General features: G+C 40.4%; 23 protein-coding genes and 1 pseudogene. 18 read left to right on the top strand and 6 right to left on the bottom strand.

Features of this window, described 5'->3' with window-relative positions:
- The first annotated feature begins 10 nt into the window (after positions 1-10).
- Genes QL229_RS01050 through QL229_RS01035 form a run of 4 tightly spaced genes read left to right on the top strand, consistent with a single transcriptional unit; the run spans position 11 to position 2,992 of the window.
- Positions 11-634: a flavin prenyltransferase UbiX gene (locus QL229_RS01050; RefSeq protein WP_135926065.1), complete on the top strand. Its 624-nt coding sequence runs from the start codon at positions 11-13 to the stop codon at positions 632-634.
- Positions 631-1,560, top strand: a complete 930-nt coding sequence (locus tag QL229_RS01045; protein ID WP_055021568.1) for an ABC transporter ATP-binding protein — start codon at positions 631-633, stop codon at positions 1,558-1,560. Before QL229_RS01050 ends, QL229_RS01045 begins: the two co-directional genes overlap by 4 nt.
- A complete protein-coding gene (locus tag QL229_RS01040; protein ID WP_135926064.1) occupies positions 1,560-2,327 on the top strand; it encodes an ABC transporter permease in 768 nt (255 codons plus the stop codon). Before QL229_RS01045 ends, QL229_RS01040 begins: the two co-directional genes overlap by 1 nt.
- Positions 2,327-2,992 carry a methyltransferase domain-containing protein gene (locus tag QL229_RS01035; protein ID WP_281546418.1) on the top strand — a complete coding sequence of 222 codons (666 nt, stop codon included), beginning with the start codon at positions 2,327-2,329 and terminating at the stop codon, positions 2,990-2,992. The genes QL229_RS01040 and QL229_RS01035 overlap by 1 nt, the downstream gene beginning before the upstream one ends.
- Here the strand turns inward: QL229_RS01035 and QL229_RS01030 are convergent.
- Entirely contained in the window at positions 2,989-4,839 is a 1,851-nt protein-coding gene (locus QL229_RS01030; RefSeq protein ID WP_235383310.1) for a GGDEF domain-containing protein, read from the bottom strand. The genes QL229_RS01035 and QL229_RS01030 overlap by 4 nt on opposite strands.
- Positions 4,840-5,087: 248 nt before the next feature.
- Between QL229_RS01030 and panP the strand changes: the two genes are divergently transcribed.
- Positions 5,088-6,716 (top strand): pyridoxal-dependent aspartate 1-decarboxylase PanP, encoded by a 1,629-nt coding sequence (gene panP / locus QL229_RS01025; protein ID WP_135926061.1) that lies wholly within the window; start codon positions 5,088-5,090, stop codon positions 6,714-6,716.
- 239 nt (positions 6,717-6,955) lie between these two features.
- On the opposite strand, the gene argE is transcribed toward panP, so the two are convergent.
- On the bottom strand, positions 6,956-8,158 hold the full coding sequence (gene argE, locus QL229_RS01020; RefSeq protein WP_281546417.1) for an acetylornithine deacetylase: 1,203 nt from the start codon (positions 8,156-8,158) through the stop codon (positions 6,956-6,958).
- Between the two features lie 220 nt (positions 8,159-8,378).
- On the opposite strand from argE, the gene argC reads away from it, so the two are divergent.
- The 9 genes and pseudogenes from argC (at position 8,379) to QL229_RS00975 (ending at position 16,311) form a co-directional block, all read left to right on the top strand.
- On the top strand, positions 8,379-9,389 hold the full coding sequence (gene argC, locus QL229_RS01015) for an N-acetyl-gamma-glutamyl-phosphate reductase (protein WP_135926059.1): 1,011 nt from the start codon (positions 8,379-8,381) through the stop codon (positions 9,387-9,389).
- Positions 9,389-10,150 (top strand): acetylglutamate kinase, encoded by a 762-nt coding sequence (gene argB / locus QL229_RS01010; RefSeq protein WP_281546432.1) that lies wholly within the window; start codon positions 9,389-9,391, stop codon positions 10,148-10,150. Before argC ends, argB begins: the two co-directional genes overlap by 1 nt.
- A gap of 7 nt (positions 10,151-10,157) precedes the next feature.
- Complete coding sequence (locus QL229_RS01005; protein ID WP_281546416.1) at positions 10,158-11,078, top strand: ornithine carbamoyltransferase; 921 nt, start codon at positions 10,158-10,160, stop codon at positions 11,076-11,078.
- 9 nt (positions 11,079-11,087) lie between these two features.
- Positions 11,088-12,290 (top strand): argininosuccinate synthase, encoded by a 1,203-nt coding sequence (locus QL229_RS01000; RefSeq protein ID WP_135926057.1) that lies wholly within the window; start codon positions 11,088-11,090, stop codon positions 12,288-12,290.
- 52 nt (positions 12,291-12,342) lie between these two features.
- Positions 12,343-14,207: pseudogene (argH, locus tag QL229_RS00995) on the top strand (argininosuccinate lyase).
- A gap of 241 nt (positions 14,208-14,448) precedes the next feature.
- Complete coding sequence (locus QL229_RS00990; RefSeq protein ID WP_135926055.1) at positions 14,449-14,655, top strand: hypothetical protein; 207 nt, start codon at positions 14,449-14,451, stop codon at positions 14,653-14,655.
- A gap of 7 nt (positions 14,656-14,662) precedes the next feature.
- Positions 14,663-15,190 (top strand): hypothetical protein, encoded by a 528-nt coding sequence (locus QL229_RS00985; protein WP_135926054.1) that lies wholly within the window; start codon positions 14,663-14,665, stop codon positions 15,188-15,190.
- A 71-nt stretch (positions 15,191-15,261) separates the two neighbouring features.
- Entirely contained in the window at positions 15,262-15,735 is a 474-nt protein-coding gene (locus QL229_RS00980; protein WP_235404141.1) for a hypothetical protein, read from the top strand.
- 108 nt (positions 15,736-15,843) lie between these two features.
- Complete coding sequence (locus QL229_RS00975; RefSeq protein WP_135926052.1) at positions 15,844-16,311, top strand: hypothetical protein; 468 nt, start codon at positions 15,844-15,846, stop codon at positions 16,309-16,311.
- Positions 16,312-16,321: 10 nt separating this feature from the next.
- Here QL229_RS00975 and QL229_RS00970 read toward each other — a convergent pair whose 3' ends face one another.
- Both QL229_RS00970 and coaD read right to left on the bottom strand, forming a co-directional pair.
- On the bottom strand, positions 16,322-17,644 hold the full coding sequence (locus QL229_RS00970) for a capsule assembly Wzi family protein (protein WP_281546415.1): 1,323 nt from the start codon (positions 17,642-17,644) through the stop codon (positions 16,322-16,324).
- A 35-nt stretch (positions 17,645-17,679) separates the two neighbouring features.
- The gene (coaD, locus tag QL229_RS00965; protein ID WP_135926050.1) at positions 17,680-18,162 is read right to left on the bottom strand and encodes a pantetheine-phosphate adenylyltransferase; all 483 of its coding nucleotides are present in this window, start codon (positions 18,160-18,162) and stop codon (positions 17,680-17,682) included.
- Positions 18,163-18,388: 226 nt separating this feature from the next.
- Here coaD and QL229_RS00960 point away from each other — a divergent pair, with 226 nt between their 5' ends.
- On the top strand, positions 18,389-19,042 hold the full coding sequence (locus tag QL229_RS00960; protein WP_135926049.1) for a TetR/AcrR family transcriptional regulator: 654 nt from the start codon (positions 18,389-18,391) through the stop codon (positions 19,040-19,042).
- A 109-nt stretch (positions 19,043-19,151) separates the two neighbouring features.
- Entirely contained in the window at positions 19,152-20,609 is a 1,458-nt protein-coding gene (gene thiI, locus QL229_RS00955) for a tRNA uracil 4-sulfurtransferase ThiI (RefSeq protein ID WP_135926048.1), read from the top strand.
- Positions 20,610-20,699: 90 nt separating this feature from the next.
- On the opposite strand, the gene QL229_RS00950 is transcribed toward thiI, so the two are convergent.
- Both QL229_RS00950 and QL229_RS00945 read right to left on the bottom strand, forming a co-directional pair.
- Positions 20,700-21,593 carry a 2-dehydropantoate 2-reductase gene (locus QL229_RS00950; protein WP_138557244.1) on the bottom strand — a complete coding sequence of 298 codons (894 nt, stop codon included), beginning with the start codon at positions 21,591-21,593 and terminating at the stop codon, positions 20,700-20,702.
- The gene (locus tag QL229_RS00945) at positions 21,586-21,936 is read right to left on the bottom strand and encodes a VanZ family protein (protein ID WP_138557245.1); all 351 of its coding nucleotides are present in this window, start codon (positions 21,934-21,936) and stop codon (positions 21,586-21,588) included. The genes QL229_RS00950 and QL229_RS00945 overlap by 8 nt, the downstream gene beginning before the upstream one ends.
- A 157-nt stretch (positions 21,937-22,093) precedes the next feature.
- On the opposite strand from QL229_RS00945, the gene QL229_RS00940 reads away from it, so the two are divergent.
- Positions 22,094-22,576 carry a YajQ family cyclic di-GMP-binding protein gene (locus QL229_RS00940; protein WP_063703177.1) on the top strand — a complete coding sequence of 161 codons (483 nt, stop codon included), beginning with the start codon at positions 22,094-22,096 and terminating at the stop codon, positions 22,574-22,576.
- 122 nt (positions 22,577-22,698) lie between these two features.
- A complete protein-coding gene (locus QL229_RS00935) occupies positions 22,699-22,938 on the top strand; it encodes a hypothetical protein (RefSeq protein ID WP_135926045.1) in 240 nt (79 codons plus the stop codon).
- Positions 22,939-23,095 lie beyond the last annotated feature (157 nt).

Genomic DNA, 23,095 nt, shown 5'->3' with positions numbered 1-23,095 from the left:
GCGTCAAAATATGCAATTTAAAGATAAAATAACCTTAGCTTTTAGCGGTGCCTCTGGTGCGCCATACGGTTTACGGTTATTAGAAGTGTTACTTCAGCAGCAGTTTCAAGTTTATGTGTTGATCTCAAGTGCTGCTCGAGTGGTTTTTGATACAGAATCGAATATCAAGCTATCGGGTAACGAAGATAAAGCGACAGAACAGTTAAGCACGCTTTTTAATGCTGCGCCTGAACAACTAAAGGTGTTTGGTAAAGACAATTGGTTTAGTCCTGTTGCGTCGGGCTCTGCTGCGCCGAAAAAAATGGTGGTTTGTCCGTGTAGTGCAGGTTCAGTGTCTGCAATTGCGGTCGGTGCGTCAGATAACTTACTTGAACGCGCTGCTGACGTGGTGATTAAAGAACGTGGGCAATTAATTTTAGTCCCGCGTGAAACGCCATTTAGCGAAATTCACCTTGAAAACATGTTGAAACTAGCAAGGCTAGGCGTAACGATTATGCCTGCGGCACCGGGTTTTTATCATCAGCCAGAGCAGATTTCAGACTTGGTTGATTTTATGGTGGCGCGAATTTTAGATCATTTAAACATTGAACATACTCTGACCAAGCGTTGGGGTTATGGAGAGGGCAAACAGTGAGCGAAAAAACGATCGCATTAAATATTGAAGGCCTAAAAAAGGTTTATAAAAATGGTGTTGAAGCCGTAAAGGGCATCGACTTACAAGTTCAACAGGGCGATTTCTTTGCTTTACTTGGTCCGAACGGTGCCGGTAAATCAACTACCATTGGTGTTATCTCATCGTTAGTGAACAAAAGCGCTGGCCGTGTCCAGGTGTTTGGGCATGACATTGATACAGATTTGGAAGCCGCTAAGTCTGAACTAGGTTTAGTGCCGCAAGAGTTTAATTTTAGCCAATTTGAAACACTGAACCAAATTTTGGTTAACCAAGCGGGCTATTATGGTGTACCAAGAAAGCTGGCGCATGAGCGTGCTGAAAAGTATCTAAAGCAACTAGGTTTATTTGAGAAAAAAGATAAGCAAGCGCGTACGCTGTCAGGTGGTATGAAGCGCCGTTTAATGATTGCTCGTGCACTGATGCATGAACCTAAATTACTTATTTTAGATGAGCCAACAGCCGGTGTTGATATTGAGCTACGCCGCTCGATGTGGGACTTTCTTCGCGAGATTAATAAGCAAGGTGTGACCATCATCTTGACTACTCACTACCTAGAAGAAGCTGAGCTGTTATGTAAAAACATCGCGATTATCGACAGTGGCGTGATTGTTGAAAACACCACTATCAAAGCGCTACTTGCCAAACTTGATAAAGAGACCTTTGTACTTGATTTAAAGCAGCCAGTGCAGCCAATTAGCATTGAAGGTTACCAATACACACTAACTGATGACCACACTTTAGAAGTTGAAGTGGCGAAGTCTCAGGGCTTAAACCAAGTATTCAGCGCGTTGACCGAACAAGGTAATACCGTGCTCAGTATGCGAAATAAAGCAAATCGTTTAGAAGAACTTTTTGTAGGCTTATTAGAACAAGGGCGAGGCGAATAATGTTTAAATATGGAGTAGCGCTAAAAAGTATTTGGATCAAAGAGTGTATTCGCTTTTTACGTATTTGGGTGCAAACCTTAGTTCCGCCAGCAATCACGATGAGCCTTTATTTTGTTATTTTTGGTAACCTGATTGGTTCGCGTATCGGTGATATGGGTGGCTTTACTTACATGGAGTTTATTGTACCGGGTCTGATTATGATGTCGGTGATCACTAACTCTTACTCGAATGTAGCTTCAAGCTTTTATTCGACCAAGTTCCAAAAGAGTATTGAAGAGCTATTAGTTGCACCAGTGCCAAATTACATTATCGTACTTGGCTACATGGGCGGTGGTATGACCCGCGGTATGCTAGTTGGCTTAATTGTTACCTGTGTATCATTGCTGTTTGTTGATATACAAATTCATAATATTTTTGTGATCATGGCGACGGTTATTTTAACCTCAGCGGTATTTGCTTTAGGTGGCCTTATTAACGCAATTTATGCAAATAGCTTTGATGATATTAGTATTATTCCAACCTTCATTCTTACTCCACTAACTTATCTCGGTGGAGTGTTTTACTCAATCAGCTTGTTGCCAGAATTTTGGCAAGGTGTATCGCAAGTAAACCCAATTATTTATATGGTGAATGCATTTAGATTTGGCTTTTTAGGTGTGTCTGATGTCGATTTATCGGTAGCATTTGGTGTACTTGGTTTATTTATTGTGGGTTTATTTACTTTAGCGTTAACGCTTATTAAACGTGGTGTGGGGCTTAGACACTAATGACGGATGCAAATTCGAGAAGTATTGTATCGAATCAGCCTGGCTTACATGAAAAGTTAGACGAAATAGTTTTAAAGCACTTAAGTGCGGATTTTAAGAAGCCGATTGCACAACATACGCAAGCGGCTTTTGATGAGGTAAATGAAAAGGTTCAAGCGTTTAACGGGCCTATAATCCTTGATTCGTGTTGTGGTGTAGGTGAAAGTACGGCTAACTTAGCTAAGCGTCACCCTGATGCGTTGGTGATTGGTATCGATAAGTCATCTCATCGCTTAGAGAAGCATGAGATAGAGTACAAGCAAACCGATGCGGGCCAGTATATTTTAGTGCAAGCAGACTTAAACGACTTTTGGCGTTTAGCGGTAGCTGCTAATTGGCAACCGACGCATCATTATTTGCTATACCCAAATCCATGGCCGAAAGCAAAGCACTTGCAAAGGCGCTGGCATGGCGCTGCTATTTTTCCGTTTATCATTAAATTAGGCGGTCGTTTAGAGCTCAGAAGCAATTGGGATATTTACGTGAAGGAATTTGCCCGCTCGCTCGAGCTTGCAGGACATCCTTGTGATGTTCAATTATATGAGAGCGATACAGCAATCACGCCATTTGAACGTAAATACTGGGCTAGCGGTCAGCAAAGCCACCGTTTAGTGATCAACCTTTAATGAATGTAGGGAGCTGGCGATGAAAAGTGGCTCCCCTGCATTAAATTAATCCCCGCACGAGACAGCGCGTCAGCAATTTGTTCGTTATCGACTTGCTCAGCGATAACTTGCAGGTTTAGCTGATTAGCGTACTTTACTAAATTCTCAATAAACAAAAAGTTATCATTATTACTGTGAATTTGACTCACAAGGTTTTTATCGAGTTTTAAACCATCGATCTCTAATTTTAGAATATGCGGTAAGTTTGAAAAGCCTGAGCCAAACTCATTAATAAACACCTGCGCTCCCTTGTTTTTTAAAAGGCTAATAAAGGTTTTTACCTCACTAAAATAAGCAATAGCATCGCTTTCATGAAATTGAAAAATAATGTTATGAGGCTGTGGGTAGCGTCTTAGTTGCTGTTCGAAAAACTCACTTAAGCTTGGATCAAGAATATCTTGCGCGGTGATGTTAATGCTCCAGCTTAGGTTGGTTTTTCTAAAATGCTCAACACAACGGGTAAACATGGTACGTCTTAACAGCCCATCCATACGTGAGCGTTTGAGCACCGTCATAAAATAGTCAGGACTATGAATACGGCCTTGGGCACTGGCTAATCTCGCTAGACATTGGTAGTGCTCAATCTGCTCAGTGTTGGTATCATAAATAGCTTGAAAGTAAGGCACAATGCGATTGTTATCAAATGCTTCTTTCACCTCTTTGGCAAGCGTTACATTATTTCTAAAGCGCTCTTCGACTTGTTTAAAAACATTTTCATAGCGAACAACTCGCTGATTATTAAACTTTGCTTGCTGTAAGGCTATGTGGGCATTTTCGATAAGCATAAGCTTGTTGCCAGATGCAATGCCTGCATACAAGCTAACGTAAATGAACGGTTCTTTTAACACCGGGATAGCATTGTTGAAGGTGTTAATTATTTCTTCTAATTCTTTGTCAGAGCTGCGCGTTTGCAACAAAGCTATCTTATTCGTGGCAAGGCGATAGGCAAAGCAGTCATTTGGCAAACGTGCTTGGAAGTAGCCAAGTAAACTTGCCATAACTTTATCGCTGACTTCGGTACCGTAAAAGCTACTGATATCGTCTAATTCATTAATGACGATAACCGCGAGCTCCATGCGATATTTTGTTGTCTTTTTTAAGTAATACTCTAGCGCTACATGATTGGCAAAGCCTGTGCGAGCATCTGTTGATAGTGAGCGTTTGAGTTGTAAAAAATAGAGGCCTGCAATTAATACTGCTATAAAGAAAAAGAAACAGGCTGTAATTGCTGCGCGAGTAACACTGTATTGCAGTTGCTGATTAAAATCGCTAAGTGTTATGTCTGCACCGGTGATGTAGGTCTGGCCGTTGTTATCGACAAAGGTTACGAAAATACTTTTAAAGTAGCCCCATTGATCTTGTGAAATTTCATAAACAGGTTCTGTTGAATTAAAGGCTTCTTTATTTAATTCTGTTGCTTCAGAGTAGATGTCAAAAAACTCGGTAACTTTGCCTGTATTTTGATCTTTTTGAGTATAGCTTGAAGCACTGAAGTAGACGGTATCATCACGCTTAACCATGGCATAGACATAGGCAAGTTGCATTTGTTTTGCATACTCAGAGAGTGCGCGACTTTTTTCTTTGTATACAGCAGGAGAGATAGCTAAACCAGCATTAACTCGATCATGGTAATCATCACCTAAGATATGTTTTACACTCACAGCAGCATTAAATAATTTGTTATCAACATGCGTGATTATTTCATTGCGAGTGGTTTCATAGGTATAGTAAATGTAACCAAATAAGCTAACAAAAAAAGCGGCAAAGCCATAAAGTAGCCAGCTGGTTTTTTGCATTCCTTTGGGCATAAGTGCTCCCTTAGCTGTTATTACTTGATTATACTGAAAAAAGACTTAATCGATAGTATAAAATTACCGCAAATGTCATTTTTAGATCACTTTTTTGTCATCGAAGACGTGGCTTTTTTGCTTTAGACGAGACATTTTCGTGATATTCCAGTAAAGTTAGCCAATTTCGTAGCAACAGTGCCGCAAAAGTGAAAACGGTGATGTTTCAACATCTAATTCATTTTTAGCTGCTTAGAATGGGTATTAGGATGGATCAAAAGCGTTGTGCCGTCGCCTCTAAAGAAAGCTTGATTCGTATATTTACGGTGCCAGAGGCACCTGACTCAACCTTGAGTAAAATCGAATCAGAAATTTCAAGCAATCTTGCTGGGTTCTTAAATGAGAACATAGCGGCGATTGAGAAGCCCTTGCACGAGATTGAAAAAGATTTTCAGTCGGCCACTATCCCTGAAGAGCCAACTTTCGTCTCTGACTATGCACAAGACATTATGGAGCAGTTAGTTGCGCATTCTGTTCATACTGCAGCACCAAGCTTCATTGGTCATATGACCTCGGCATTGCCGCACTTCGTTTTGCCATTATCAAAATTGATGGTGGGCTTGAACCAGAACCTAGTTAAAATTGAAACATCAAAAGCGTTTACACCCCTTGAAAGACAAGTGTTAGGCATGATGCACCATCTAGCCTATAGTGAAGACGATGCTTTTTACAGCAAGTGGATGCATAGCGCTAAAACCTCTCTTGGGGCGTTTTGTTCAGGTGGCACAGTAGCCAATATCACCGCATTATGGATTGCCCGCAATCGGCTATTAAAAGCCGATGGTGATTACAAGGGAATTGCAGCACAAGGTTTAATCGCCGGTATGTTGCACTACGGCTATAAAGGGTTGGCTGTGCTTGTTTCTGAGCGGGGTCATTACTCTTTGGGGAAAACGGTCGACTTATTAGGTATTGGTCGCGATAACATTATTGCCATCGAAACTGATAAGAATAATAAAGTTGACGTTAATGCCATGCGTAAGAAGGCTTATGAACTCGAAGCGTCAGGCATTAAAGTGATGGCATTAGTAGGGGTTGCTGGCACTACAGAAACCGGCAGTATAGACCCACTCAATGAAATGGCTGATTTAAGTGCTGAACTAGGCTGTCATTTTCATGTCGATGCTGCATGGGGTGGAGCCACATTACTATCAACGAATTATCGCCACCTTCTAAGCGGTATAGAGCGTGCTGATTCGATCACTATCGATGCGCATAAGCAAATGTATGTGCCTATGGGGGCGGGCTTAGTGTTATTTAAAGACCCTGCTGCTACAGATGCGATTGAACATCATGCCGAGTATATTCTTCGTAAAGGCTCGAAAGATTTAGGTAGTCATACACTTGAGGGAAGTCGCCCAGGTATGGCGATGTTAGTGCATGCTTGCTTACGTGTTATTGGCCGTAAAGGCTATGAAATGTTGATTGACCGCGGCATAGTAAAGGCGCGTACGTTTGCACAGATGATTAAAGAAGATGAAGACTTTGAGCTTATTTCTGAGCCTGAGCTTTGTTTATTAACGTACCGCTATGTGCCTAAAGAAATTCAGGCCAAAATAAAAGACGCCGACGAAGAGACCAAGCTCGACATCTATGCGTCATTAAATCGCTTTACTGCAAGTATGCAAAAGCGTCAGCGTGAAGCCGGTCGTTCTTTTGTATCGCGTACTCGTTTGACACCTGCAAAATATGACCATCAACCAACTGTGGTATTTCGAGTTGTATTAGCAAATCCGCTCACTTCTAAAGCCATCCTTAAAGATATTTTGGCGGAGCAAAAAGAGCTGGCGAAAACCGATCCGGTATTTAAAAAGTACTTAAGTAAGTACATGGATTAAAAAAGGGAGCGTGATGCTCCCTTTTTATTATACCCAAGCCACCTCAAGATGCAGAATTCAGCGTTTCACAGGTGCTTAATATCAAGGCGTTACTTTGCAAGAATGGTAGTCCCTTTTAAGAAGTAACAACGATGAGAGTAAGTGCCTGTGAAGCGCCCGAAGGGTTGGTTTAAAAGCGATTTATACTGCGTTATTGATTTTAACAATAGAACCACTATTACTTGCAATCAATGCCTTGTCTAAATCGCTTTTAATTCCAACTGAAACTCGCATCTTGAGGTGGTTTGGGTATATTCACTAAAGCAGCTTGCTTTAATCATCTTGCTAATTATCTCTTGTGACGGTTTTATTTTTTCCATCGCTAAAAACTCATCAGGCTGGTGGGCTTGATTAATTGAACCTGGCCCCATCACAATCGTTTCGCAACCTAGTTGTTGAATAAAGGGAGCTTCAGTGCAGTAGTTTACAGCAACAGCAGGTTGTCCTGAGATTTTTTCAGCTAGTTTTACAAGCGCAGTATCTGTGCTGCCACTAAATGCAGGGATAGGTTCATGCATGTCGATAACACTCACTGCATTTGGGTATTGGGTATTTATTTCTTCAGCAGCACTTAGCAAAATCGCCTGCAGTTCTTGCACGCTCAAACCGGGCAGTGGTCGCATATCGATGTGCATTTCACAGCAGCCACAAATACGGTTGGCGTTATCGCCACCATGAATATGACCAAGGTTCAAAGTAGGGTACGGAATTTCAAAGTGGTCAACTGAATATTTATTCTTTAATTCTTCTTTAATGATTAACAATTTTGTAATCATTTTATGCATCACTTCGATGGCGTTTAAACCACGTTCAGGATCAGAGCTATGGCCTGAGCGACCAATTACCCGAATGGCTGTACTCATATGTCCTTTATGAGTGAAAACAGGAGTCATATCGGTTGGTTCACCAATAATACAGCGCGCTGGTTTCAAGTTAGGGTGGCGGCAAATTTGTTGCGCCCCCGCCATTGTGGTTTCTTCATCGGCGGTTGCTAAGATTAATAAAGGCTCTGTTTGCTTTGTTGCATCAAGCTCACTAATCGCTTGTAAAACAAAGGCAAAAAAGCCTTTCATATCAATACTGCCTAAGCCATATAATTTATTGTTATGCTCGCTGAGTTTGAAGGGATCATAATTCCAGCGGCTATCATCAAATGGCACTGTATCGGTATGACCTGCCAACATTAATCCACCGTCACCTTCCCCGCGTTTTGCCAATAAATTATAACGGCCTTTACCTTGCTCCAGTTCTGTTATTTCGCAAGTAAAACCGAGGCTTTCACACCAAGAGGCAAGCAAGGAGATCACCTCTTTATTGCTCATACATAGTGAATCTTCAATTGCACTGATTGAAGGCGCTGCAATCAATTGCTGGTACATAGATAAAAAAGACGGTAAAGACATAAAAAATCCAAAAATAATTATTCAATCTAATTGCATAACAATATAAAAGTATTTATGATGAATATCAATTCACTTTTTAAGCATAAATATTAGTGTAACTGTACTATGAACACAAAACGACGATAACCTGATTTCATTACTTTAGACAGTGTTTTTATTCGCTTTTCAGCGAGAAGTTTTAGGCGTATCGATAAATAGATTTAATAGGTAAAAGTAAGCAATGAATGTAGTGATTATTGGCGCAAGTGGTTACAGCGGCGCAGAGCTAGCAAGTTTAGTTGCTAAGCACCCTAAATTAACCCTACAAGCATGTTATGTCTCAGAGGGCAGTTTAGATAAAGGTAAATTATTAAGTGATTTATATCCTGAGCATTTAGGGCTGTTAGAGTATCCTTTACAAGCACTAACAACAGCTGCTTACAAAGATATTGAAAATAATGCTGATTATGTGTGCTTGTGTACTGATCACAAAGTAAGTGTCGACCTTGCGCCACAATTTTTAGCTATGGGTAAAAAAGTATTCGACCTTTCAGGTGGTTTCCGTTTAGCTGGGAATGAGGATTACCAAACTTATTACGGTTTCGCACATGAACACCCTGAGCTTTTAGCACAAGCTGCATATGGTTTAGCTGAATGGAATAGTGATGCGATCAGTAAAGCAAACCTTGTTGCTGTAGCGGGTTGTTATCCGACAGCAGCGCTTAACGCATTAAAGCCCCTTAAACAAGCGAACTTACTTGCTGAGCAGCCTGTTATTGTTAATGCTGTGTCAGGTGTGACAGGCGCTGGTAGAAAAGCCAGTGTTAATACGCATTTTTGCGAAGTATCACTTGCCCCTTATGGTTTATTTAATCATAGACACACGCCGGAGATTGAGCAGCATCTTGGACATCCCGTGTTATTCACCCCGCATTTAGGTAATTTTCCACGCGGCATCCTAGAAACCATTTATGTGCAGCTAAAGCCAGATGTTACCCCTGAACAGGTTAAAGAGGCATATCAAGTTTTAGCCGATGAGCCATTGATCCGCTTATTAGGTAATAAGATCCCAAGTATAAAAGGTGTTGCAAAACAACCTTATGTAGATATTGCATGGCAACAAAAAGGTCAGCAATTAATTGTAATGTCTGCGATTGATAACCTATTAAAAGGTGCTGCAGGCCAAGCGTTGCAATGTATTAATTTAGCGATGGGTGAACCTCATCATACAGGCCTTAGCGGAGCACTATGATGAAAACATGGGTTATTAAAATTGGTGGTGCAGTATTAAACACTGCCGATGCAGCAAAAGCATTGTTCGATGTTCTAGCATCGCAAGAACACGCTAATTTTGTGATTGTGCATGGCGGTGGAGCGCTTGTAGATGCATGGTTAAAAGAGGCGGGTTTTGTAACTGCAAAGCACCAAGGATTACGCATCAGTCCTAATGAACAAATGCCTTATATTGTCGGGGCGCTTGCAGGTTGTGCTAACAAACAGCTTATGAGTCAAGCTATCGGTGCGGGCCATAAGCCTGTTGGTTTGAGCCTTTATGAGGCGGGCGTTGTAGCTTCAGAAAAACTCAAAGTATTAGGCCAAGTTGGTCAATGTAGTGGAAGCTGTCATAGCGTTTTACCGAGCTTATTAGAACAAGGTCGCTTACCCCTTGTTAGTTCAATAGGCTTTGGAGAGGACGGTCAGTGGTATAACGTAAATGCCGATGAAGCAGCCGCAGCCATAGCGAAAGAGCTCAATGCAGAGCTTATTTTTATGACTGATGTAGAAGCTGTACTTGACGCAAATAAGCAGCCATTACATCAATTAAATACGCAGCAAATCGATACACTTATCCTTGAAGGAGTTATTCAGGGCGGGATGGAGGTCAAAGTAAAGACCAGCCTTCTTGCTGCCCAACATTTACGACGTGGTGTGTATATCTCAAGCTGGCTAAAGCCAGAAAACTTAGTCGCTTTATTACAAGGCGAGCACGTAGGAACGAAAATTACACCATAGGTATTTCATGTTAAATCATTTTTTATCGGGTCTAGAGTTAGACCAAAAAGGCGCACTTAAACTTCTTAACTTAGCGCAAAAAATTAAAGCAAATCCTGCAGATTTTAGCCAAGCGCTTGCAGGTAAATCAGTGGTTACTTTATTTGAAAAACCTAGTTTACGTACCCGCTTATCATTTGATATTGGTATTAATAAGCTAGGTGGTCATGCGGTCTATCTTGATTCACAAAATGGTGCCATGGGCGCACGTGAATCAGTTAAAGACTTTGCACTTAATATCTCAACGTGGGCAGATGGTATTGTTGCTCGTGTATTCGAACACAAAACACTTACCACTTTGGGTGAGTTTTCAAGCGTACCTGTTGTTAATAGCTTGTGCGACTTATATCACCCATGCCAAGCTTTGGCTGATTTCTTGACTCTTCAAGAAGTACATGGCGATGTTAGTAAACTTAAGCTAGCTTACTTAGGTGAGGGGAATAATGTAACTCACTCACTGATGCTGTTAGCAGCCACTTTAGGCACTGATTTTGTTGCAGTTTGCCCTAAAGGTAGCTCACCTGATTCGCAAATTCTTAAGCAAGCTGAGCAAATTGCAGCGATGAATGGCGCCTCTGTAATGGTCAGTGACCGAATTGAAGCGGCAGTTGGTGCAAATGCAGTCTATGCTGATACGTGGGTTTCGATGGGTGATAAAACACCGCTTGAGCAAGTTAAAGCTAAGTATATGCCGTATCAGCTAAATCAGGCATTGCTTGAGAAGACTGGCGCACAAACTGTGCTGCACTGTCAGCCGGCTCATCGAGAGTTTGAAATTACCTCTGAGGTAATGGAAGGCCCGGCATCAAAAATTATTCAACAAGCAGAGAACCGTATGCATGCGCAGAACGCTCTTCTTGTGACATTACTAAATCCAAATTTTGTTTAAGGAACACCAATGAGTTCAATTAAAAAAGTCGTATTAGCCTATTCTGGTGGTCTAGATACATCGGCAATCGTGCCTTGGTTAAAAGAAAACTATGGCTGTGAAGTAATTGCCTTTGTTGCTGATGTAGGTCAAGGCGCTGAAGAACTAGAAGGCGTTGAAGCAAAAGCGATTGCTTCAGGTGCGTCTGAGTGTCATATAGTTGATTTAAAAGATGAAATGGTAAGTGATTATATTTACCCAACATTAAAAACTGGCGCTATTTACGAAGGTACGTACTTACTAGGTACGTCTATGGCTCGTCCGATTATTGCTAAAGCACAAGTTGAAATTGCTCGTAAAGTAGGAGCCGATGCGCTTTCGCATGGTTGTACGGGTAAAGGTAACGACCAAGTGCGTTTTGAATCATGTTTCGCAGCCCTTGCGCCAGATCTAAAGGTGATTGCACCGTGGCGTGAGTGGGACTTATCAAGCCGTGAATCATTACTTGATTACCTTGCAGAGCGTAATATTCCGTGTTCTGCTTCTGCGACAAAAATTTATAGCCGTGATGCAAACGCATGGCATATTTCACACGAAGGTGGTGAGCTTGAAGATCCATGGTGCCAACCAAGTGATCAAGTATGGACTTGGACTAACTCTCCTGAACAAGCTCCTAATGAAGCTGAATATGTGACATTAAATGTTGTTGAAGGCGAAGTGGTTGCTGTGAATGGTGAATCACTAAAACCGTATGACTGCTTAGTTAAATTAAATAACATTGCTGCGCCACATGGTGTTGGTCGTGTTGATATCGTAGAAAACCGTTTAGTAGGCATGAAGTCGCGTGGTTGTTATGAAACGCCAGGAGGCACTGTGATCATGGCTGCATTACAAGCTGTTGACGAACTAGTGCTAGATAAATCAAGCCGTAAATGGAAAGAAGTACTTGGCGGTGAGTTTTCACACTTAGTGTATGACGGTCGTTGGTTTACACCGTTAAAAGACTCAATTTTAGCGGGTGCGGAGTCTCTGGCTAAATTGGCAACAGGTGAAGTAGTACTGAAGCTTTATAAAGGCCAAGTAACTGCGGTACAGAAGAAATCTCCAAACAGCCTTTACAGCGAAGATTTTGCAACCTTTGGTGAAGATGATGTTTATGATCAATCACATGCAGAAGGCTTCATTCGTTTATTCTCGCTTTCTAGCAGAATCTCAGCACTAACGAAAAAGTAATTTTATTATCGTCCCGCTTTGCGGGGCGATAGCCCAATTTGGAGACAGTTCAATGGCATTATGGGGCGGACGTTTTTCTTCGGGTCCAGATGAAGCGTTTAAACAATTTAACGACTCACTTCCTTTCGATTATCAGCTTGCAGAGCAAGATATTATTGGCTCAGTTGCATGGGCAGGTGCTTTAAAGCAAGTTGATGTTTTAAATCAGCAAGAGTATGACGATCTTGTTGCAGCACTGAATACTTTGTTAGAAGAAGTTAAAGCTAATCCACAAGCTGTAGCAGTTGCAGGTCATGAAGATATTCATTCATATGTTGAGTCAGCACTGATTGACAAAGTAGGTGATTTAGCAAAGAAACTGCACACCGGTCGTAGTCGTAACGACCAAGTTGCTACAGACTTCCGCTTATGGTGTCGTGACACCGCAGAGCACATCTTAACAGCAATTAGTGACTTAAAAGCGGAGTTTGTTGCCTTAGCTGAACGTGAACTCGGTACGATTTTACCGGGCTACACACACTTGCAGCGTGCTCAACCTGTGTTATTTAGCCATTGGTGTATGGCTTATGTTGAAATGCTTGAGCGTGATGAAAGCCGGTTAAATGATGCCAAAAACCGTATGAATTATTGCCCATTAGGTAGTGGTGCATTAGCAGGTACTGCGTACCCAATTGACAGGCAGATTCTTGCCGAGGGGCTAGGTTTTACCGGGGCAACACGCAATAGCCTTGACGCTGTATCTGACCGTGACTTTGTGGTTGAGCTATTAAGCTGTGCATCAATTTCGATGATCCACTTATCGCGTATGGCTGAAGATCTGATTTTTTATAATTCAGGTGAAGCGGGCTTTATAGAGCTTTCAGATGGCGTAACCTCTGGCTCATCATTAATGCCACAGAAAAAGAACCCTGATGCATTAGAATTGATCCGTGGTAAAACAGGCCGTGTTTTTGGTGCATTTAGCGCCATGATGATGACATTAAAAGCGTTGCCACTAGCCTACAACAAAGACATGCAAGAAGATAAAGAAGGCCTGTTTGATGCAATGCCAACTTGGCTTGCTTGTATTCATATGGCGCAAGCATGTATTAAAGGTATCAAAGTAAAAGCTGATAAAACGCTTGCAGCAGCTAAAGGTGGACACTCAAATGCGACCGAGCTTGCAGACTATTTAGTTGCTAAGGGAATTCCATTTAGAGAGGGTCACCACATTGTAGGAACCTTAGTGCAAATGGCTATTGCCCAAGGGAATAACTTAGAAGATTTAAGTTTAGAAGAATTTAAGTCTGTGCATAGTATTTTTGAGTCAGATGTTTATCCTGTACTAGAGATAGATGCTTGTATTAAAGCCCGTCGAGCTCTTGGTGGCACTTCATTAGAGCAAGTGTCGAGTGCAATTAAGCAGGCAAAAAAAAACAGCAAATAACGGTTCGTGATGCAAACTTAGGTGATGTTGAATCGATAGCAAAGCTTATCCAATATTGGGCTGCGGTAGGTGAAAACCTTCCGCGAGCTAAAAGTGATATGGTTCATTCAATCAACGAGTTTGCTGTTACACAATGTAATAACAAAATTACTGGCTGCGCATCACTATATATCTATGATACCGGTCTTGCCGAGATCCGCTCGTTAGGCGTTGATCCACAAGCAAAGGTGTCGGGACAAGGTAAGCTACTTGTTGAGCACTTACTTGTAAAAGCCAAAAAATTGGCGCTTAGCAGGATCATTGTACTTACGCGTGTGCCAGAATTTTTTGCAAAGCAAGGGTTTAGCCACTGTAGTAAAGACAGCTTGCCCGAGAAAGTTATAAAAGACTGTGAGCTTTGCTTACGAAAAGATAATTGCGATGAAGTTGCAATGGAATTCATTTTAAAGCCAAGTACTAAAGCGGTGATCCCGTGTAAAAGCGTGGCTTAAATTCCCTGGATAGAAAAAACGCACGGTTACCCCTGTGCGTTTTTTTATGTCTAATAATAAGCTGAAGATCAAAAAGATCATATGTTAACGAAAAGTTGGATCGCTAATTGCTTTTAGATTAGTGTGGTGGCAACATCACATTAATGCACAAAAAAGCGTCAAAAAAAATGAGAACGCTTAACAAGTTACATATTTCATGTAAACCTTGGTGCAACAACAATTAACTTAAAGGAATTATCTTATGCAAATTTCAAATAATAGCCAATTGCAAATGCAAGCATACAGCCAAATGCAACAAACTAAGCCAGCTTTGGAACAAACTACTAGTAATAAAACCCTGCAATCTGATACAGTAACTTTATCAAGTGAAGCACTGTCTTTATCAGGTGGTGCAGAGATTCAACGTGGCGGTGGTGCAATGCTTCCACCTAGCAAGAAAGAGTACTAGGAACTGAATGTCTTTTATAGAGCAACTAGGTTTTTTTTCCCTGTCTGCAATGAGTGCATGGGGATTTTTAATGGCGTTCTTTTTTAATATTTTTGTCTATTGCATAGACGAAAATAAAAGAAAAACCACGTTGCTCTTTAGTTCTTTTATTATGATGCTCTCTTATTTAGGGGGAGATTACTTTTTTAATTGGATAACTTACACTGCAACAACATTTCTAGATTGGGCTCTTTACGATCTGGCTACGCTAATATTCTTAGCTATTTCTTTCTTTGTTATTAAACGAACGACTCCTTCATTCATTTATCTTATTGTAGGCTTGATAATAAACACTATTTTATTCCTTGCAGTTTACTTGGACGTTGAAGTTTATAAAAATACAACTCATTGGATACTCTGGGATATTTATTCGCTTGGAGTTAACATTGTCGATTTTACGATGATTATTGCTTTAATAGTTGATCGTGACTTTCTCTTGTTAAACAAGTTAAAAAACGCAGTTTTTTCTGCTTCAAATACCCAAAGCTTAGCTTAAATATTTTCAATATGTACATAAGTGATGTTGTTGGAAGCTTGATAGGCTCCTTTATTGAGTGGGGGTTTTTGATGGCTTTTCTTTGCAATCTAGTGACTCACATAAATAAACCAGATAAACGCCTTGTTATCTTGGCATTTATCATGATGGTTTCGTACTTTTTAAGCGGTATTTTTAATTTTTCAGTTTATAGCTATATGAACTGGTTTTATTTTGACCTACTTACAATAACAGTCATATTTTCTTGGGGTTACTTTGCAAAGATCAGCTCTTTTTGCGCTCTTTATTACGCAATATTGGGATTATTTTTGAATTCCCTTTTGATGCTCTCAATTTATGTAGATATTGTACTTCTCGAAAACCGGACTCCATGGGGACTTTGGAGTATTTACTCTTTTGGTGTCAACATTATAGACATTACAATGATAATTGCATTGATAACAAACCGTGACTTTTTGTTTATTTTTAAGTTAGGTAAAGCTATAGAGAGTAAAGTTATTTTCTTTTCTAAAGAGTTTTCAAAAAGTGGTGCTAACGTTTCATAATGCCTTTTGTAAATTGAAGTCAAAAAGTTTGACGTTTGTATAATGCTTAAATTAATCCAAGAAAACTTTGGGGTCTATCTCGCCGCATTTATTATGTGGGGGTTTCTGATGTCTTTTTTATATAACATGGTGAAGAAGTCGTCTACGCCAAATGGTGACAAAACACTAATGTGGATGTCGCTGGCACTGTTTATCTCTTATATGATGAGTGATCCATTACTAAATATAGCGCTAGGCTATAATATTCTAGACTCGAGCTTTGCTTATATGATCTGGGCTGTTTCGGATCTACTAATACTTTTAATTATTAGCTTAATTGCTCGTGGCAGAAAGGTAACTTTGGTGCCAGCAAAGCTCTATATTTTTACTGGGCTTTTGATCAACACATCGCTTTTTTTAGGTATGTATTATGACATCAATTATGCCTATACGGGTGATTGGTGGTTCTGGAGCTTTTATACGGTTACAGTCAATGTCATGGACATCATGATGCTCATTGCACTTTTCTCTAATAAAGACTTTTTGGGGCTGGTGCGGCTCTATAAGGGTTTAACAGGTCAAGCTAGGCTAGCTTGACCTCAATAAGTTAAAAGCGGTATTCCCAACTGGTTCTGAGGGCCGTGTTGGTTTCGTTGTTATCGTTTAATTCATCTCTTGAAATTAATCCAGTTACTTTCCAAAGACCGTTGAGTAATGCTTGTTGATAGCCTACTTCTAACTGCAATTGGCTACTCTTAATGATATTTTCACTATCAATCCAGCGTAGTTTAGCATGTCCGCCATAGCCGTTAAGGGTGTGATAATATGCCCCAAGCACTGCTGATTTACTTTGCTCTGGTGTTGAGCTGCCAATTAAACGCGAGCGCTGGGTATAGCTGCCTGAGCCATACACACAGTCACTGGCAATATTACATTGTTGCTGAGTATTCGAGTATTCGAGATACGTTTTTAGCAAGCTATCAGTTGTACCAAAGTAGCTTTCAAAGCCAACGGTGTAAAACGGCTCACTTGGTGCCAAACCGCTTTCGTTGCGGCCCATTAATTCACCATATACGGCAATAGGAACTGACATTAAAGTGGTTGAGTATTTAACATCAATCCCCGTTAAACGATGCGTTTGCTCGTTATTCTCAAGATTAATAGGAGCTAATTCTGGAGTTGTTAAATAGTCAGAGCCAGCTGTATTAACTGCCACTTCTAAACCATTTAAAGGGGTACTAGCAAACCTCAACGCCCAATAATCACCTTTGTCGCTTGTATTCAAATATGGCTTTTGTTTGGCATAAATACCAGTCAGTTGCCAATTACCAATAAATGATAACCAACTTGGGCCTACATATTGAGTATTCGCTCTTGTGAAACGCAAACCTTTCATGGGAGCTGCATTATTTGATAGTAGTAACGCATTATCGTTACTTGGTCCCCACCAATGACTGACTTGCTCGGCACTGAGTGACCAATTACCAACCAACACCGCTAAATAGCTATCTTGGTAGTTTACATGCTGTTCGTCGAGTGCATCATCTGCGTAATTAACACTCACTTTTGCACTTACACGTTTACCCGTTATTGAACCGTAGCTATTAACACCGCTTTGCTGTTGATGGCGTTTACCAAACCCTTGTTGAGTATCAGTGCTGCCATTGTAGTTTAGTCGAACCCCTGAATCTGTTTTTTGCTTGGCAATATTTAACGCGTGTTTCACATGTTGATAAGCAAATTGAGACTGTTCATCAAGTTGATTGCTATCTACAAGGCTAAGATCGCGAGCAATACCTTGCCACATCAAAGGGTAGCTATTTATAGGCTGTTTAATCACACCTTGATTAAATAACATCTCGATTGAGGCGCGTAATAATGGATCGTCACTTTCAACCCAAGGGCCTGCTATAGTCGGTGTCGAGACCATAAAAAAGGCCCCTAGGGTAAGTATTTTTTTTAGCTTCATCCGCGAATTTTTTCCTGTAAAGCTTTAGCAACAATAGGATCAACAAACTCGCTAACATCACCATTGTGTCTTGCTACTTCTTTTACTAAGGTTGATGAGATAAACGAATTTTTTTCGGCGGGTGTTAAAAATACACTTTCTAAATCAGGGTTAAGTCGACGGTTCATATTTGCTAATTGAAACTCGTAATCAAAGTCAGAAACAGCTCGAATACCGCGAATGAGCACTTCAGCTTTATGGTCGCGAGCTAAATCTGCTAATAGTCCAGAAAAACCAATTACACTCACATTATCTAGGTGTGCCAAGATGTTATTAGCAAGTTCAACGCGCTCATCAAGCGTAAAACACGGCTGTTTACTTGGGTTGTGCGCAATAGCAACGATGACATGATCGAACATTTTCGCTGCTCGGTGAATTAAGTCAGTATGGCCATTTGTAAGTGGGTCAAATGTACCCGGGTATATTGCAGTAACGTTCATAACTATCAGCGATTTAGAAATTTGCCTGCTATATTAACAGTGTTTTAGCCTGTCTGCAGCTTAGAAAATACGCGTATCTTATTAGATTGTAAAACCCATCTAAGGTACTGCACCGATTGAGGTTATTATTTTTCAAGGTAGTATTTAATTGTCACGCATTTGTTTATACTGCTTGGCTTAGCAGGGCAATAGAATGCAATAACCACAACAACAGAGTAAACAGCATATGAGTACAAAGGATAAAATCATACACACCAGCATCGAGTTATTTAATCGCCACGGTGAGCGTGCTATTACAACCAACCATATTGCTGCACATATGGGCATTAGCCCTGGTAACTTGTATTACCATTTTAAAAATAAAGAAGACATTATCCGTCATATCTTTGCTTTGTATAGTGAACATTTACATACGCATTTTAAACCCTTGTCTCCTGATGATGATGCACTTGAAAACCTAGCTGGTTACCTTGATTCGCTGTTTGAACTGATGTGGCGTTATCAATTTTTTTATGACAACTTGGGCGATATTTTATCTCGCGATGAAGTATTAAAAAAAGATTACATTGATTTTCAAGCGGCGTTGCTAGAGCAAGTGAAAGAAGTTTTATTAGCACTTCGTGCTGGCGGTATCATCTGTATTGAAGATGATGATGTCACAGAGCTTGCACACATGTTAAAAATGACGGTTAGCTTTTGGACCCCGTATATAAAGGCGCGTCGCTTAAGTGGTGAGTTAGCAAGAGAAGATATCTACAATGGTATTTTAAAAGTGCTATTGCTATTAAAAGCGCATTGCACAGAGCAGCATTTACCACAGGTAAATCAGCTAAGGGCAAAATATTTAGCGCTCAGCGAAGCCTCAGATCCTGAACAATAACTCCAGCCAAGCAGTTTATTTCCTAGACGCTATAATTTTTGTTATAATCGCGCGCCCTTGAGGTTGGTATGCCTCGGGGCGTGTGAATCCCACAGTCTAAGAGTGAACTATGCTTAAATTTATCGTCAAATTACACCCTGAAATCGCTATCAAGAGTAAATCTGTTCGTAAGCGTTTTACCAAGTTATTAGAAAATAACATTAAGATCGTCTTACGTCGTGTTGACGAAAAAGTACAAGTTAGAAACAACTGGGATAATATTTCGGTTGTGAGCCTTTTAGATTCTGAGCAAGTTCGCCTAGATATCATCGATGGCTTAAAACGCATTCCGGGTATTGTGCAATTTATCGAAGTTACAGAAACAGACTTTGATTCGTTAGACGATATTTATCAAAAAGCCCTTGAGCTAATTGGCCACACAATCGAAGGTAAAACATTCTGTGTGCGTTGTAAGCGTTCGGGTAAACACGATTTCACTTCTAGCGATGTAGAGCGTTATGTTGGTGGCGGCTTAAACCAGCATGTTGCAGGTGCAAGCGTAAAACTATCCCATCCTGAAGTAACCATTCGTTTAGAAGTGCGAGATGATAAAGCGTATATCGTTACTGAAACTCACTTAGGTATGGCAGGCTTCCCGTTACCAACACAAGAAGATGTACTGTCGCTTATGTCGGGTGGCTTTGACTCAGGTGTAGCAAGCTACCAGATGATCCGCAAAGGCGCGCGAACTCACTTCTTATTCTTTAACCTAGGTGGGGCAGCTCACGAAATCGGTGTTAAACAAGCCAGTTATTATATCTGGAAACAGTTTAGTTCTACCCATAAAGTAAAGTTTGTCACTGTAGATTTTGAACCTGTTGTAGCTGAAATCTTAGAAAATGTAGAAAACAGTCAAATGGGTGTGGTGCTTAAGCGTATGATGATGCGTGCAGGTAGCCAAGTTGCAGAAAAGTTAGGTGTGCAAGCATTAGTAACAGGTGAAAGTATTGGCCAAGTATCAAGCCAAACACTGGCTAATCTAAGTGTGATTGACCGTGTAACTGAAACTTTAATCATTCGCCCGTTAATCCAACACGACAAGCAAGATATTATTAATATTGCTCGTAAAATTGGTACCGCAGAAATGGCAGAAAGCATGCCTGAATACTGTGGTGTGATTTCTAAAAAGCCAACGGTTAAAGCCAAAATTAAAACGATTCTTGCCGAAGAAGCTAAATTTGATTTTGACGTGTTAAATACGGTTGTTGAAAATGCCCGTGTGATGGATATCCGTGATATCGACACCGAAGCTAAGCAAGAAGTAAAAGAAGCCGAGTCTGTATCTGATTTACCAAAGGGAGCGGTTGTTGTTGATATTCGCTCACCTGAAGAAGAAGACGCAAATCCACTTGAGCTTGAAGGTATTGAAGTTGTGCATTTACCTTTCTTCCGCTTAGCGACTAAATTTGGTGACTTACCAAAAGATAAAGAATATTACTTATACTGTGCTAAAGGTGTGATGAGTCAGCTTCAAGCGCTGATCTTACACGAAGAAGGCTTCAGCAACGTCAAAGTGTATCGTCCGTAAGGGATGGTGATAAAAGCGCGACAGGTTTGCGCTTTTTTAATGCCTGAAATAATTGTCAGAAGCTAGTAACTTTACTCTTTCTTCTAGTAGCTAGCTTTTTATTTTTATCATACTCAGCATGGCTTGGTTATACGGTGTTTTTACACCTAGCTTAGCGCCTTGTTCACACACATAACCACAAATTGCATCTATTTCTGATTGTCGGTTATGGCTGATATCTTGCTGCATAGAAGAAAAGTTTTCTGCAGTTGCAGTCATCACCGAGTAGGCTTGATCAAGTGCCTCGCAGAGCTTTACATCAACACCTTGTTTATTGGCTACCAGACACGCTTCACTCAGTAAATTAATGATGCGAGTGCTAAATTGCGGTGCACGGAGTTGGCCATTTTTAACGTTATGGATTGCTGTTAACGGGTTAATGGCAATATTGACTAACAGTTTTTGCCAGCGCAATGAGTGAATATCATCACTCACTGAAAAGTGTGGCAGGCTGCTAAATAGATGGTCAAGTTCATTGAGCTTTTCAGTTGCTGCTGCATTACATGCGCCAAGCACACTTTCGCCATTTCCTGTGTGGTTTACACTATAGGGCGTTGCTTTAAAGCCAGCTAAACGAGTTGTTAGAAACGATAACCCTTGAGTGTCTAACAGTTGGGCATTAAGTTCATCGACATTACCCATACCATTGTGAGAAATAACAAGTTGGCAGTTTTTAGTAAGGTAAGGTTTTATTTGTTTAAAAGCAGCTTGCACCTGAAATGCTTTAACAGTAATTAATACCAAGTCAAAGGGCGGCGATTGATTTAATTCTGCATAATTAATAAGGCGCGCTTTAATAGGATGTGATTTGCCATTACTTGCTTGATAAAAACGCGTGGTCAGGGTTGGCTTACGAGTCAGTAATGTGATGTCATGTTGTGCAGATAAAAAATGGCTAAATAGCAGGCCTATTGCGCCATCACCCACTACTAATAAATTAGCCATTACGTTGCTTACTACCTAAATGAAAGCCAAGCTTTATAGCAAAATAGCTTACAGCACCAATAAAGTCAGCGATAAAGTCACCAACTGAGGCTTGGCGATAAGGCAGCATATCTTGCATAAATTCAATGGCGGCTCCGTAGCCTGCTAACAGTAAAATTTGTACCATTAGAGGTAACTTAAATGCCTTGTCCATCACCAAAGCGAGTATGAAGAAGATACCAAAGTGCGCTACTTTATCGACGTGAGGAAACAGGTTGCCAACCCCTTTAATTTCTTTGGCAAATAAAATCGTAAAGCCAATAATGCTGGCTAAAAAGATAACTTGGTAAACACGCCTTGTCACAATAACCCCTAAAAATGCCGAAATTGAATGGCCAGTATATCAAACAATTTTTGCATCGCACCTGAACAAATCGGATAAAAATAGAAAGAATCGACAAATAAGCGTTATAATTGCCAACCATAAACGAATTTAAAAAAGACTATGTTAGGAGAACCCCATGCCTTCATTTGATATTGTTTCTGAAGTAGAAATGAACGAAGCGCAGAATGCAGTAGATAATGCAAAGCGTGAACTAGAGACGCGTTTTGATTTTCGTGGTGTTGATGCATCAATCGAACTAAGTGACAAAGTAATTAAGTTAAAAGCTGAAGCACCACAGCAAGTGATGCAACTTTTTGACATTCTTGCAGCAAAAATTTCAAAGCGTGGTTTGGATGTATCTAGCCTTGAATTAAGAGACGAGTCACGTAGCGGCAAATACGTAATGCGTGACGTTGCACTTAAGCAAGGTATCGAAAAAGACGTAGCGAAGAAAATCGTTAAGTTAATTAAAGACTCAAAAATCAAAGTACAAGCCGCGATTCAAGGTGAAGAATTACGTGTAACTGGTAAAAAACGTGATGATTTACAAGAAGCAATGCAAGTTGTTCGTACTGCTGATTTAGGTCAACCATTCCAGTTCAAAAACTTCCGCGATTAAAACTTATAGCTTTAAGCTGTAAGCCAGTAAGTTTCTGAGCTTTACAAGGAGCGTATCATGAGACGAATATTAGGTTACAGAGAAAAAGATATCTTCTAGCTATTTTCAGCTAGAGGATATTTATGTCAGTAAAAAACAAAACAATTGACCGTAATAAATACGGTAAAATAAACAGAAAATACACAGGTCCACACAGTACTTATTTTTATCAACAAACACCAAGTTGGTGGGTAAAAATGACGATGACTAAGCCAAGAAGACGCTTAAATAAAGCACTTTGCAAGCGTGTGATGAATGGTGCTGACCCAGAAGGAATTGTTTTTCCGTTAGGAAACTCAAAACCTCATGAGTATTTCTGGTAATTATTTGTTTGATAAAAGCCAATCACCGTGTGATTGGCTTTTTTACTTTCGGCTTACGGCTTACAGCTTAAAACTTGTCTTTAGCGGTATAGCCGTCCATTGACATTCTTTCCTAAAATCATCACAATAGCAGCCTATTTTCAAGGTGCTTGCTGTA

The sequence above is a fragment of the Pseudoalteromonas sp. PAR1 genome (assembly GCF_947311895.1).
GTDB lineage: Bacteria > Pseudomonadota > Gammaproteobacteria > Enterobacterales > Alteromonadaceae > Pseudoalteromonas > Pseudoalteromonas lipolytica_C.
The sequence above is the reverse complement of the archived record's forward strand: the minus strand, read 5'-3'. Positions and strand labels throughout refer to the sequence as shown.